Origin of the sequence: Wolbachia endosymbiont of Leptopilina clavipes (assembly GCF_006334525.1) — a bacterium.
GTDB lineage: Bacteria > Pseudomonadota > Alphaproteobacteria > Rickettsiales > Anaplasmataceae > Wolbachia.
The window spans coordinates 15,871-28,994 of record NZ_QJHA01000004.1 but is presented as its reverse complement, the minus strand read 5'-3'; the positions used below and the strand labels follow the sequence as shown (position 1 = coordinate 28,994).

Annotated in this window: 14 protein-coding genes and 3 pseudogenes; 10 read left to right on the top strand and 7 right to left on the bottom strand. The window is 33.0% G+C overall.

Features of this window, described 5'->3' with window-relative positions; translation table 11 throughout:
• The first annotated feature begins 1 nt into the window (after window position 1).
• Both OUY_RS00390 and OUY_RS00385 read left to right on the top strand, forming a co-directional pair.
• Window positions 2–1,330 carry a M16 family metallopeptidase gene (locus OUY_RS00390; protein WP_139686397.1) on the top strand — a complete coding sequence of 443 codons (1,329 nt, stop codon included), beginning with the start codon at window positions 2–4 and terminating at the stop codon, window positions 1,328–1,330.
• Window positions 1,317–2,639, top strand: a complete 1,323-nt coding sequence (locus tag OUY_RS00385; protein ID WP_139686396.1) for a M16 family metallopeptidase — start codon at window positions 1,317–1,319, stop codon at window positions 2,637–2,639. Before OUY_RS00390 ends, OUY_RS00385 begins: the two co-directional genes overlap by 14 nt.
• On the opposite strand, the gene purN is transcribed toward OUY_RS00385, so the two are convergent.
• Complete coding sequence (gene purN, locus OUY_RS00380; protein WP_010402201.1) at window positions 2,633–3,199, bottom strand: phosphoribosylglycinamide formyltransferase; 567 nt, start codon at window positions 3,197–3,199, stop codon at window positions 2,633–2,635. The two genes, OUY_RS00385 and purN, sit on opposite strands and share 7 nt — an antisense overlap.
• A gap of 266 nt (window positions 3,200–3,465) precedes the next feature.
• On the opposite strand from purN, the gene OUY_RS00375 reads away from it, so the two are divergent.
• Window positions 3,466–3,882 carry a hypothetical protein gene (locus tag OUY_RS00375; protein WP_007301944.1) on the top strand — a complete coding sequence of 139 codons (417 nt, stop codon included), beginning with the start codon at window positions 3,466–3,468 and terminating at the stop codon, window positions 3,880–3,882.
• Here the strand turns inward: OUY_RS00375 and OUY_RS00370 are convergent.
• Window positions 3,875–4,396, bottom strand: coding sequence for a Na+/H+ antiporter subunit E (locus OUY_RS00370; protein WP_139686395.1), 522 nt, complete (start codon window positions 4,394–4,396; stop codon window positions 3,875–3,877). The two genes, OUY_RS00375 and OUY_RS00370, sit on opposite strands and share 8 nt — an antisense overlap.
• Window positions 4,397–4,499: 103 nt before the next feature.
• On the opposite strand from OUY_RS00370, the gene OUY_RS00365 reads away from it, so the two are divergent.
• The 3 genes from OUY_RS00365 to lgt all read left to right on the top strand — a co-directional run bounded on the left by OUY_RS00365 (window position 4,500) and on the right by lgt (window position 6,747).
• A complete protein-coding gene (locus tag OUY_RS00365; protein WP_139686394.1) occupies window positions 4,500–5,411 on the top strand; it encodes an ankyrin repeat domain-containing protein in 912 nt (303 codons plus the stop codon).
• A gap of 88 nt (window positions 5,412–5,499) precedes the next feature.
• On the top strand, window positions 5,500–5,949 hold the full coding sequence (gene smpB / locus OUY_RS00360; protein WP_007301946.1) for an SsrA-binding protein SmpB: 450 nt from the start codon (window positions 5,500–5,502) through the stop codon (window positions 5,947–5,949).
• A gap of 6 nt (window positions 5,950–5,955) precedes the next feature.
• Window positions 5,956–6,747, top strand: a complete 792-nt coding sequence (lgt, locus tag OUY_RS00355) for a prolipoprotein diacylglyceryl transferase (protein WP_139686393.1) — start codon at window positions 5,956–5,958, stop codon at window positions 6,745–6,747.
• A 213-nt stretch (window positions 6,748–6,960) separates the two neighbouring features.
• Here the strand turns inward: lgt and OUY_RS06070 are convergent, their stop codons facing one another.
• The 3 genes from OUY_RS06070 to OUY_RS00345 form a co-directional block, all read right to left on the bottom strand.
• Window positions 6,961–7,215 carry a hypothetical protein gene (locus OUY_RS06070; RefSeq protein ID WP_246038497.1) on the bottom strand — a complete coding sequence of 85 codons (255 nt, stop codon included), beginning with the start codon at window positions 7,213–7,215 and terminating at the stop codon, window positions 6,961–6,963.
• Between the two features lie 121 nt (window positions 7,216–7,336).
• Window positions 7,337–7,501, bottom strand: a complete 165-nt coding sequence (locus tag OUY_RS06065; RefSeq protein ID WP_246038495.1) for a hypothetical protein — start codon at window positions 7,499–7,501, stop codon at window positions 7,337–7,339.
• Window positions 7,502–7,585: 84 nt separating this feature from the next.
• A complete protein-coding gene (locus OUY_RS00345; protein ID WP_139686392.1) occupies window positions 7,586–8,113 on the bottom strand; it encodes a phospholipase D family nuclease in 528 nt (175 codons plus the stop codon).
• A gap of 92 nt (window positions 8,114–8,205) precedes the next feature.
• Here OUY_RS00345 and OUY_RS00340 point away from each other — a divergent pair.
• The 4 genes and pseudogenes from OUY_RS00340 to OUY_RS06060 form a co-directional block, all read left to right on the top strand.
• A pseudogene (locus OUY_RS00340) lies at window positions 8,206–9,293 on the top strand (IS481 family transposase).
• Between the two features lie 345 nt (window positions 9,294–9,638).
• A complete protein-coding gene (gene mtaB / locus OUY_RS00330; RefSeq protein WP_010402133.1) occupies window positions 9,639–10,865 on the top strand; it encodes a tRNA (N(6)-L-threonylcarbamoyladenosine(37)-C(2))-methylthiotransferase MtaB in 1,227 nt (408 codons plus the stop codon).
• Between the two features lie 59 nt (window positions 10,866–10,924).
• Window positions 10,925–11,839: an outer membrane protein gene (locus tag OUY_RS00325; RefSeq protein ID WP_139686391.1), complete on the top strand. Its 915-nt coding sequence runs from the start codon at window positions 10,925–10,927 to the stop codon at window positions 11,837–11,839.
• 106 nt (window positions 11,840–11,945) lie between these two features.
• Window positions 11,946–12,224 (top strand): annotated as a pseudogene (locus tag OUY_RS06060) (helix-turn-helix domain-containing protein); the annotation flags it as partial.
• A gap of 157 nt (window positions 12,225–12,381) precedes the next feature.
• On the opposite strand, the gene OUY_RS06780 reads toward OUY_RS06060, so the two are convergent.
• Both OUY_RS06780 and OUY_RS06050 read right to left on the bottom strand, forming a co-directional pair.
• On the bottom strand, window positions 12,382–12,426 hold the full coding sequence (locus OUY_RS06780) for a hypothetical protein (RefSeq protein ID WP_410543256.1): 45 nt from the start codon (window positions 12,424–12,426) through the stop codon (window positions 12,382–12,384).
• 35 nt (window positions 12,427–12,461) lie between these two features.
• A pseudogene (locus tag OUY_RS06050) lies at window positions 12,462–12,689 on the bottom strand (transposase); the annotation flags it as partial.
• Between the last annotated feature and the right edge of the window lie 435 nt (window positions 12,690–13,124).

The following is a 13,124-nucleotide window of genomic DNA, read 5'->3' as shown; positions in this document are numbered from 1 at the left end:
AATGCTTCGCAAATTCTTTAGTTTTTTTATACTATCTGTGTTTTTTTTCATTTGTCCGATTTCTTTGGAAGCTGAAATCATAAAGCATGCTAAGCTCAGTAACGGATTGGATGTTTATGTAGTACCTAATCACCGAATTCCAGCTGTTTTTCATGCAATAATATATAAAGTTGGGGGAATGGATGACCCAATTGGCAAAGCAGGCTTGGCTCACTACTTTGAACACTTAATGTTTGAAACTACAGGAAAATTTAAAGACATAGAATCCACTTTGGGCAGCATTGGGGCCCAATTTAATGCTTTTACCACTAAAGAATACACCTGCTACTACGAATTAGTTCTCAAAAAAGATTTACCATTAGCAATGGAAATTGAAGCAGATAGAATGGGCAATTTTGATGTTACGCAAGACAAAATAGATAGAGAAAAAAATATCGTATTAGAAGAAAGAAAGATGAGATTTGATAATAATCCTGAAGCTTTACTATGGGAGGAAATGAACAGTGCATTTTATCGTAATGGCTATGGTAGGTCTGTTATTGGTTGGGAGAGCGATATTAAAACTTACAATCAAGATGACATAACAAGGTTTCATGATAACTATTACCATCCAAGCAATGCAATATTGCTGATTGTTGGCAATGTGAAATTTGATGAAGTAGTGAAATTAGCAGAAGAAAAATATGGCGAAATTAAAGCTAAGCCTATAATTAGGCATTATCCAAACCAAGATTCAATACATAATGCAGATATATCGGTAATTTTAGAAAGCACTGAAGTAAAAGAGCCAGTTTTATACTTTCGCTATAGTGTTCCTTTATTTGAGCAAATAAGTGAAACTTTTCCTGTTGATTTGGCAGTTGATGTTTTGGGGAATGGCAAGTCTAGTAAGCTATATAAAGATTTAGTTCTAGATAAGAATGTAGCAGTAGAAGTGTTTGCTTATTATAATAGCTTAGCTTTTAGTAATGGTTACATTGAGATTCGGGTAACTCCAAAAAGCGGGGTGAATTTGGATGCTGTTGCAAGAGAGTTAGAAAATTCTATTAATCACTTTAACTCTGAAGGAATAACAAGTGAAGAGTTGCAAAGTACAAAGTCTAAATACAAAGCAGCACAGCTTGATAATCTATCTGATTTAACTAATATAGCAATGTTTTATATACCACGTCTAGCACTAGGTATTCCACTTGATGAAATAGACATTTCATATAGCAAAATTAATGATGTCAATCTAGAGGATGTAAATAATAAAGTTCACGCTATCTTTTCTACTAATAAATTAGTTGGTCGTTTGCTACCAAAAGGAGGTAATAATGAAGATAAGTAAATATGTATTTCTATTTTTTTTCTGTCTAGGCTTTAATTTGCAAGCAAGCAGTCACTTAAATATAGAGGAGGTTACTACTAATAAAGGATTTAAGTTTTTATTTGTTGAAAACCATGATCTACCAAAAGTTTCACTTAATATATCATTCAAAGATGCAGGTTGTGTGTATGAAAGTGCAGAAAAGCAGGGGCTTGCTTGGTTTACTTCTCTTGTAATTCAAGAGGGAGCAGGAAAAAATGATGCCAAAGATTTTGCGAAAAAGCTTGAGGATAAAGGAATTAGTTTAAATTTTACTGCTGGTTTAGAAGCATTTAGGGTTTCATTAAACACTTTATCTGAGAATCTAGAGGATGCAATTTCACTACTGAGTGATGCTATAATGCGCCCTAAAGTTGATCCTGAGGGGTTAAATAGAGTATTCGAAAAAGTCAAAGTAAACTTTAATAATTTTGAAAAAGACCCTTATTTTATTGCTGCAAAAGAGTTAGATACATTGTTGTTCAAAAAACATCCTTACTCAAGAGATCCATATGGAACTCTAGACACTATAATGAACATTACTAGAGACGATGTTTTAACATACATAAAGCGTAGTTTTACTAAGGATAATATCGTTATTAGTATTGTTGGTTGTGCAACAAAAGAAGAAGTTAGTACGCTGCTCGATAAATATTTATCTAAGTTACCATCAAAAAGATCGAAAGTTAGGAAGGTATCTGTAAAAAATGAATTTGGGCCTGCAGAAAGTAAGAGCGTTTTTATGGATATACCACAGAGTGTAATACTTTTTGCTCAAAAAGGCATAGCATATGAAGACCCTAATTACTATAATGCTAGTGTTTTGATTAATGCGCTTGGTGGTATGAGTCTAAACTCAATACTGATGAAAGAGTTGAGACAAAATCTAGGTATTACTTATGGTGTTAGTGCACGTAATGTTCCTAATAAGCATGGAAATATTATATCTGGATTTATGAGTACTGATAGTTCCACTGCTAGCAAAGCTATATCAGCAGTAAAAGATACATTTAGCAGAATAAAAGAGGAAGGAATTGACGAACAATTATTCAAGGATGCAAAAACCAGTTTAGTAAATAACCTTATCTTCTCTTTTCTATCCAATAATGCGAATACAGCAACGTTACTGGATAGTATGCAGATAGATGATCGTGATATTAACCATATAAATAATTATGCAAATATCATTAATGATGTTCAATTGGAAAAAGTAAACAAGCTGGCAAGTTCTTTACTGAATCCTGAAAATTTATTTTTTGTTGAAGTTGGAAGAAACGCTCAAGGTCAATAGTTAATACCTTCTGCTATTGATCTTACTGCTTTTACATAACACTTATGCTCTTCAGCTAGAATGCGCTCTGAGAGACTGTGAACATCATCATTTGGTAACACTGGAACAGTAGCTTGAGCGATTATGGCTCCAGCATCAATTTCAGGAGTAACATAATGCACAGTACATCCTGTAATTTTTACACCCGCTTTCAGAGCTTGCTCCTGAGCATTTAGGCCCTTAAATGACGGAAGTAAAGAGGGATGAATATTTATAACTTTGTTATGCCATTTATTCAGGAAATTGGCCTTTATAATTCTCATAAACCCTGCAAGGCAAATTAAATCAACCTTATGTTGAACAAGTATTTCATGAATTTTATCAGTATCAAGTGGCTTATCTTCAACAACAAACGCTGAAACTCCTGCTTGCTTTGCTATTTTAAGGCCTCCAGCTTCACTATTATTTGTGATAACACACACAGTTTCAGCAGGGAAATTCTGATCTTGACATGCTTCTATTAAAGCCTGCATGTTTGATCCTCTACCTGAAATTAGTATTCCGAGTTTTATCTTTTTCATTTTAGTGCAGCCGTAAGAATGGATATTAATAAAATAGCTCAAAAGGAAAGTTTATTTTAGAATAAATACTATTGTGTAGCAATATTTTACACTGCTGGATAACATGGAATTAAAGAAATCATTCAGTTTGAAGTAACTTTAACATTTAATTTTAGGAATATTATACAATTTATGGTAAATAAATGCATATTTTTATGGCTGCGTTATTATTTATTTAACAAAGTATTAGTATAATTTACTACACTGAATTAAATGGAGAAAATTCAATGAATAAATTACCAAGCAATGCAAAAACAAGCAAGTCTCAGGTTACTCAGTGGGAGGTAATAAAAAATTGTGAATATTCTGATAATTGTTTATCAAAAGTAGTAACTTTGTACGTCATTAAAATGGCAGAATTATCAGATATTTATACGAGTAATGAACCTGAAATTAATACTATACTTACAAGAATAAGCATAACAAGTGAAAATGCATTTTTAAATAAGGTTGTTGATATTGAAATTATGGAGGGCATTTTTCCGTACAAATTCAACAGCAAGAAGAAAAATAACATATCAAGGCTAGAAGATTTGTACAATTATTTATGTTCTACTGTTATTGATAGCCTTCCAAAAGAAATGCTTGAAAGCCTAAGAAGAGAATACAGAGACGCTGTTAACTTATTTAAAGCAATTACTTAACTAGGTGTAGCATTTTTAAGACTTTACCTTCTATTTCAGAAATGCCACTTTCAAGATCTTTATCTATCAAACATATGGTAGATAAATATGTTTTCTGCTTCTTTTCAACATTGATAGTTAAAGTTCCAGGAGTAATCGTAACCGAGTTAGCAAATAATGCAATGGTCTTATCATTATGTCCTATGCATTCTCTTACAATAACAATTGGCTCAACTGTAGATTTGAATCGTAGCACCTTTTTTGCTACATAAATACTTGAAAAAATAATTTGGTAAATTAGCCAAGGTATATAACTTATAAGCTGATAAAGTGACAGCCTACCACTATCATTTAGAATTTGACTAAGGGCACTTTCAGCATCAATTAACCTTTTAAAGATAATCAATGTGAACACAGAAGAAAATACTCCACAGAGAATAAAAAAAGGCTCAAAATAACCAGACAATGTAATCCATAGAGAAGACAAAATCACAAATGATAGAGAAAAAAACTTAATATTTTGCCTGACTTTCATGATTTGGAGTATAGCTTAAATGATTTTTTAGGAAAATAAAAAGTTCTTGATTTTTGTGTCAAAGAACATAATAACCAAGTTATTTTAATAAGTAGTGGAGATTATGACGCTTGATGATTTTCTAAAAATGCTTGAAGAAATAAATGATACTTCAGGTTTAAGCAAGAACAACATAGTTGAACGAATAAAAATAAAATTAGAAAGAATTGATTTACGGAGGTGGGAAGATAGTGGATTTAATATCAATCATATATTCACTACACATAGTGATCTAGATCCTGTAGAAACTACATTGTTGCATTTTGCTGCTAAGAGTGGCTATGAGAACATAGTAATAGCTCTAATTGAATATGGAGCATATGTTGATGCATGGGACAGCGATGGATGCACTCCTTTACATTTTGCTGCTGAATGGAACCACAAAGGCATATTAGATATTTTAATTGAAAGTGGAGCAAATGTTAATGCGTGGGACAATGATGTATGTACACCTTTACATCTTGCTGCCGAAGGTGGGAATGAAAGTGTAGTAAGAGCTCTAATTGCATGTGGAGCAGATGTTAACGCGCAGAACAATGATGGACACACTCCTCTACATTTTGCTACTAAGAGTGGCTATGAGAACATAGTAATAGCTCTAATTGAACACGGAGCATATGTCGATGCGTGGGATAATTATAGAAGCACTCCCTTGCATTTTGCTGCTGAAAGTGATAATGAAAACATAGTAAGAACTCTGATTGAACATGGAGCATGTGTTAATGTGTGGGATAGTTGTGGACGCACTCCTTTGCATTTTGCTAGCGATCATGAAAGTATAAGAGATATTTTAATTGAAAGTGGGGCATATGTTAGTAAACAGAACAATAATAGATATGCTCCTTTACACTTTGCTATTGAATGGGGCTGCAAAGATGTGATAAGTTCTTTGTCAGGTAATGCTAGTCCTGGGGCTGAAATGGCAGTAGGAAGAGTGGAACAAATTACACTTGCAGGAAGATTGGAGCTTTTTTAACCAAACTTGCATTTACTGAGATAATTGTTTTGTTATGAATTAAACCAAAAGTTCTGTAATATATTGAAGCTTAAAGATATCTTTAGATATGGAAGTTATTGCAGAAAATAGAAAAGCAAGGTTTGAATACTTTATCTTAGAAGAATTTGAAGCAGGTATGATCCTCTTAAGTAGTGAAGTGAAATCACTAAGGGAAAGAAAAGCAAACATTTCTGATGCTTACGTTACCGAAAAAAAAGGTGAAATATGGCTAAACAATATGCATATCGCAGAGTATAAAGCTGCAAACCAAAAGAATCACAAGCCAAAAAGAGAACGAAAATTGCTTTTGCATAAAAAAGAGATAAATAAGCTAATTGGTCAAATCAAAACCTCTGGAATAACTGTTGTGCCACTTTCTATCTATTTTAATGATAAAGGGTTGGCAAAAACTAAAATTGCCATTGTGAAAGGAAAAAAACTCTATGATAAGAGAGCAACCATAAAGCAGAGAGAGTGGGAACGTGAGAAAAGTAGATTGTCTAAGAATAATTTGTAGTAAAATATGTCTTTAAGTCCAGTTATTTTTAGCATCGGTCCTGTTTCTATATATTGGTACTCTTTAGCATATGTTTTGGGTATAGTTTTTGCATATTGGTATTTACATAAGCTAGACAATCAAAAAATATTTACTAAGAATTTTTACGATTCGTTATTAACAGCCGTTATTATAGGCATTATCCTTGGAGGTAGGCTTGGGTACGTATTGATATATGATCCAGTTCTCTATATAAGCAATCCTATCGAAATACTAAAGACCTGGGAAGGAGGTATGTCATTTCATGGCGGTGCTATAGGAGTTTTGCTTGCAGTAATAATCTCCTGTAGAAGACATGACATTCCTATATTTTACACACTGGATCTAATTTCTTGTGGAGTTCCGATAGGTTTACTTCTAGGCCGCATAGGTAATTTTATAAATGGAGAGTTATTTGGCAGGGTTACAAATATGCCGTGGGGTATGGTATTTCCAGAAAATGGTGATAATTTATTGCGCCATCCAAGCCAACTTTATGAGGCATTTTTTGAAGGAGCGCTACTTTTTGTAGTTGCAAATTCACTGTTTTTCTTGACTAGAGTGAAACTGTATTACGGTGCAACAACTGGTATTGCAGTTATGTGGTATGGAATAGCACGTTTTGTTGTTGAATTTTTCCGCGAGCCAGACTATCAAATTGGCTATTTATGGTTCAATTTAACTATGGGACAATTTCTTTCTATACCTATGATTTTGCTGGGAATGCTTATATATTTAGGTGCGTTGAGCTTAAGATTTAATACGAAATCTGTTCAATAGAGAAAAGGTAAGTTTAATCGAAAAATATAGTGGAAGTTTATTTATTCCATACTATGTACAATTATGTGAATTTTTGTCTTGCAGAGAATAAATGTAAGACCAGCAAACCTTCGTTGTATAGCTATAAGAAAAACTTAGTAGCTACTGACCAAATTCATTACTAAGTAGATATTCATTTTCCACCAGAATATTCCTGATTGAGAAGCTACTTTATTAAAACATATTTTTAAATTTTTGCCAAAAACCTGGTTGATTATCATTAACCTTTGTGAAGGCTATGTTTAAACTGTATCTCGGATCATTTGGCATATCATATCTAATATTCAGTATTGAAACTTCGTTTTTATTATGAACAGAAACATCGTCATATGATAACTTTGTCGTGTAGCACTTTATATGCTTTTGCTTATCATATACTATATCACCTGATTCCCCTTCTAGTTCTACAAATTTAGTTTTTTCTGACATTCTTTTATTTTTATTAGATCCTTGTCTAGTGATATTGAAACCGGTAGTGTATTACCAGCATACTCTTTAGCTAAAAGCTCACTTTGAGGATACATTTTTATTTCCCTTCCAAAATGTGAGTCTATAAAATTATTGCTCCAAAATTTGTCTCCAGAATGTACATATTCGTCAGTAGCATACGGTACACCACCATAATTGCATTGAACTTTGTATCTCCAACGCCATTATTTTGAAAAAAATCATGAATGGCAGCGTAACTATCAGCAGCATCATTTATGTAATCCATTACCTACCCCTTAAAACCTTTTAATTTATTATATCACAAGAAATTAAATCTATCAATAAAAAGACTTTTTTTGATATCAAGTATCTAGGAAGCATATTGATAGGATTGTGACATTCGTATTTCCCAATTCTTCACATACTGCTGGACTAATTCAGGATAATTTTCAATAATTAATAAATTTTCAGCGTTTCCCTTTTCAGCTGTCTTACTGAGGTTAAACGATCCTGTGATGACTTTTTGATTATCAACAATTATTACCTTATTATGAGCAATTTTTGGCTTATTATCGATCCAAATCGGTATTCCATTTGAAAACAATTCGCTTATGACACTATATTTTGAATGGAGTTGTGATTTATCTAAGACAACTTTAACATCAACACCACGCTCTTTGGCGTTAATCAAAGATTTTGCAACTGTTCCAAGAGTAAATGTATATTCTTGAACTAAGATAGATTCTTTAGATTGGTCTATCTCGCTGATTATCGGTACAGCACAGTCTTCTTCAGGTGAGAAGCAAACTGTTGCTTTTGGGCAAGGCGAGAATGTAGGACCCACATAGTAATACAGAGAAAAACATGCCGACAAAAATAAAAGATATAAAAGCCTCACAAACCACACCTGAATTGTAATAGTCTAGACTTGATCTGACAAGCAAACAAAGTAAGATAAAAATATAGACAAGTTTTAAAGGAGTGTCAGATATGAATACAACACAAGAAAAAATACTAAAACCAAAGTTGGGATTGCTAGAACTTGCAAAGCAATTAGGAAATGTATCACAGGCGTGTAAAGTAATGGGATATTCAAGGGATACATTTATCGCTTCAAAGAACTGTATGAAACAGGAGGAGAAGAGGCTTTACACGAGATAAGCAAAAGCAAGCCATTGTATGCAAATAGAGTGTCGGAGGATATAGAAAAAGCAGTAGTTGAAATAGCAATAGAGTTTCCAGCATACGGACAAGAAAGAGCAGCAAACGAACTGAAAAAGAGAGGAATTCTCATCTCTGCAAGTGGAATAAGATCAGTGTGGCAAAGAAACGATCTTGAAAATTTTAAAAAGAGGTTAAAGGCATTAGAAGCAAAAGTAGCTCAGGATGGTATCATTTTAACAGAAGAACAGATAACAGCTCTAGAAAAGGCTAAGGAAGAAAAAGAGGCCCATGGAGAAATTGAAACAGAGCATCCAGGATACTTAGGTAGCCAAGACAGTTATTATGTTGGTAATATCAAAGGTATTGGACGAATTTACCAGCAAACCTTTGTTGATACCTATTCCAGAGTTGCTTTTGCTAAGCTTTACACAGAAAGGACTGCTATCACAGCTGCAGATCTTCTTAATGATAGGGTAGTACCGTTCTTTGATGAACAGAAAGTATCATTGCTACGTGTTTTGACGGATCGTGGTACAGAGTATTGTGGCAGACCTGAAAATCACGCTTACCAGCTATATTTAGGGGTAGAAAATATTGATCATTCTCGAACCAAAGCTCGTTCTCCACAGACTAATGGCATATGTGAAAGGTTCCACAGAACTATGCAAGATGAATGTTACAATATTATCTTTAGAAAGAAAATTTACACCTCTTTGGCAGAACTTCAGTTAGACGTAGACCATTGGGTGCATTCTTACAATAGATCTAGACCGCATTCAGGTAAATATTGCTATGGTAAGACTCCTATGCAAACCTTTTTTGATAGTATGCATATTGCTTATCAGAAAAATATTGATAGCATTAAACAGGATGTTGATTTTGGTTTTGACTTTGTTAATTCTTCTGTCAGTTAATTCATGCTTGTCAGATTAAGTCTAGACTATTACAGTTTTTATATTTGCTTGAGGTTAACATCATTGGCATTAAGCTTTTTTTATGGAATATAATAGATTTCTTGCATAACCAGCCAGCTTGGTATCCAATAAGAAAATCTTGATTCCAGCGTCACGAGCTGGAACTCTTTGAATTCCAGTTATGCAAGAAATCTAATACCAAAATGTTAAATGATCTTACTGTATATCTACAAATTCTTCCTGTGATTTTCAACTCTGGAGGTTATGTTTAAATTATAATATCTACCAAAAAATAGTCATTTTGCTTGGATATTTGATATAATTTAGATCTATTAAAGCAAAAGCATGAATGAAGTAATAACATTTGGTTGTCGTCTAAATTTCTACGAGAGTGAGTTAATCAAAGAAGCATTAAAAAAAGCAAAGAGAGAAAATGTTGTTGTAGTGCATAGCTGTGCAGTGACAAACGAAGCAGAACGCCAAGTGAAGCAAAAAATACGTAAGATCTATAAAAACGACCCAAGTAAAGAAATTATCGTAGTTGGCTGTGCCGTTCAATTAGATCCTAAATCATATAGTGATATTCCTGGTGTAAGTAAAGTGCTAGGTAATCAAGACAAGCTAAGAGCTGAAAATTATCTACTAAATAATGATGAAATCTTAGTCAGTGATAACCAAGTAGAACCTATTCTCATTAATGGATTTGAAGATAAATCAAGGGCATTTATTGAAATTCAAAATGGTTGTAATCATAGTTGTACATTTTGCTCAATTACTGAGGCAAGAGGAAATAATCGATCTGTGCCAGTAAACAATATTATAGAGCAAATTAAGATTTTTATAGAAAATGGGTATCAAGAAGTGGTGTTTACAGGTGTTGATATTACTGACTTTGGTACAGATTTGTTTGGTAAGCAATCACTCAGTTCAATGATTAGAAGAGTTTTAAAGGATATACCACAGTTAAAGAGACTAAGACTTTCCTCTATTGATGTTGCTGAAGTTGATGATGAACTAATGGATTTAATAGCTAATGAGTCAAGACTTATGCCTCACTTACACTTGAGTCTACAGTCTGGTAATAATTTAATACTAAAGAGAATGAAACGTCGTCACAATAGAGAACAAGTGATAGAATTTTATCATAAAATGAAGAGCTTAAGACCTAATATAGCATTTGGCGCTGATATTATTGCTGGATTTCCAACAGAAACTGATGAAATGTTTCAGGATACAGTTGATTTACTGAAAAAAATAAATGTAGTTTATCTACATGCTTTTCCATATTCAGAGCGGAAAAACACACCTGCTGCACGGATGCCACAAATACCAGAGAATGTACGTAAAGAACGAGTAAAGCATCTAAGAGAAATAAATAAAGAAATGATGAGCAGTTTTTATCAGTCTTTGCTCGGCACTGAGCAAAGCGTTTTGGTTGAGCAGAATAATATTGGTAGAACAGAAAATTTTGCATTAATAAAACTTACATCAAGAGTTCAAGCTAAAAGTATTGTGAAAGCTCATGTTAAAGGAATAGAAAATAATTGTTTAATTGGAAATATTATTTCTTAATTTTTGTACATTAAAGGAATATATGATATAGTAGTTATACTATAAGTAATAATTCATTTATGATAATTAGAATATCTATTGCTTTATTTTTCATCTTCATTCCGTGTGTCTATTTTTTTATTACTTATATCAGTAACAATACACACATTGAGCAAGTGCAGCCCTTAAAATTAGAAACGGACAATAATGAAAGTGTGATACATTCTGAAGAAGTTACTGAAAAAGAAGTGCCAATAAAATGTCAAGAACTTGAAAGTAGTTCACCTTCTGTTTTCCAAGTAGCTAATCAGAAAAATATGTGGCCAAGTATTGCAGATCAAGCTGAACCTACAAAGGAAAAATCAAAAAAACTTGATTTCTATGTTAGTGCTAATGGTGGTAAGATATATTCTAATAGCTCAGAAGTATTTGTGGAGGGTATATGTGCAATAGGAAAAAGAATTCTTGCTTTAGCTGAGGGCCGTTATGGTGGTTTTCTTTTAGACCTATTCTTAGGAGATGAAATTAAAAACATAAAAGAATTTAACGGTAAAATTGATTTTCAGTGGCTTAGCAGCATATCTGTAGGTTACTATACTGGAGAAAATGGCCGAGTTGATTTTGAGATCGCGTATTCTAAAGTCAATATTGAAGATAGTAACTCTCCTCCGGTATTTGATAAATCAGCAAGTGTATCTGCATTCTTATTAAATTTTTACTATAACCCTAATGTTCAAAATACTCAATTTGCTCCGTATATTGGTATTGGTATAGGATCAACAGTTTTTAGATTAAAAAGGATTGATAAATCATCTAAAAATTTAATGCCACTGAATGTTCCTTGGCTTGTTTATCAAATAAAGCTTGGTGTTGATTACTCAGTAATTCCAGAAGTTAAAACCTTTCTCGGCTATCGTTACTTTAATATTCCAACACCTATTGCAGATGATATATCCACTCATAATATTGAAGTTGGTTTGATGTTTAATTTTTAGTAATAATATCTGTTCAAGGGCATCTGAAGCAAAAGTGGTCAGTGCTTGCCATTAGACTTCTTGGATAACTTAAGAAACAAGTAGTAGAAGCAATATTAGGGAAGGTATAAATTTTGAGCAGGTAAGTAAACTTGATGAAGAGAAGCTTCGAAGACTAAGAGGAGTAAAAAGAAAAACATTGGAAAAATAATAGAAATTTTAATAGAGGAAGAGGCCAAGAAAAATGCAAGAGGAGGAAAACCAAATAAACAATGCATGTTTGCTAATGGCACTAGAATATTTGCGTAAATACCGTACATATTTCCATATAGCGCAAAGCTATGGAATAAGTGAAAGTATTGCTAACGGATGGATAGAAGATGCATTGATAAAACATTCAGATTTCAGGAAGATAAAGAGCTATTAAAGTCAAATGTAGAATACGAGATTTTAGTAATATAGCTAACCGAAGTAAGATTTGCCCGAGCACTGAAAAACAAAATCAATAGCCGAATTAATATTGGGCCAAAAGGTTTGTAGAGCCTTTCTTATGTCGTGCTTGATCAGAACTTCTCAATCGGATTTAAATCTGGCGAGTATGGAGGCAAGAACAAAATTTTACACCCAATATTTCTATCAAATTTTTCGTCCTTGCAGATTTATAAAAACTCGCATTGTCGAGAACAATAGTCTGTCCAGGTTTAAATACAGGGACAAGTACATTTTCTACATAAGCATCAAAAATCTCCCTGTTGCAGTAGCCATCAATTATCCATGATGCTTTAACTTTTCCTTCATTCAGTGCTCCAATTATGCTTACCCTCTTTCTTTTAAACCCTGGGCAAATAACCTCTTGCCTCTTTGAGACCACCCATATTCATAAAATTCATTGTCCTCTATTCCAGACTCATCTATGTATATCAAGTTTCCTTTATTTATTTCTTCTACTTTTTTTATGAACTCTTTGCGTTTCTCTTTATCTCTTTCTCGATAAAGAAAAGTTTTTTTTATATGTATAGTTTACTTTGCTAAGGTAGTTATATACTGTGCTTCTACACATATTACCAAATTCTTCAATTATCTTTTCAATTCTAATATCCTGATTTCCATTCAGAAATTTGATAAATCTATCCATATCTTTAATCTTATGGCCATATCCTTTGTGATAGCCTGAAGATGGTTTCTGTTTCTTTTTTCTTTTTCCTCCACAAATATATTGGTTTTATGCTCACTAAATTGGTGAGCATGTTACAACGTTTTTGACGACGAAAAGACTGGATAGCTACTTTCATGACAACCATTTAGT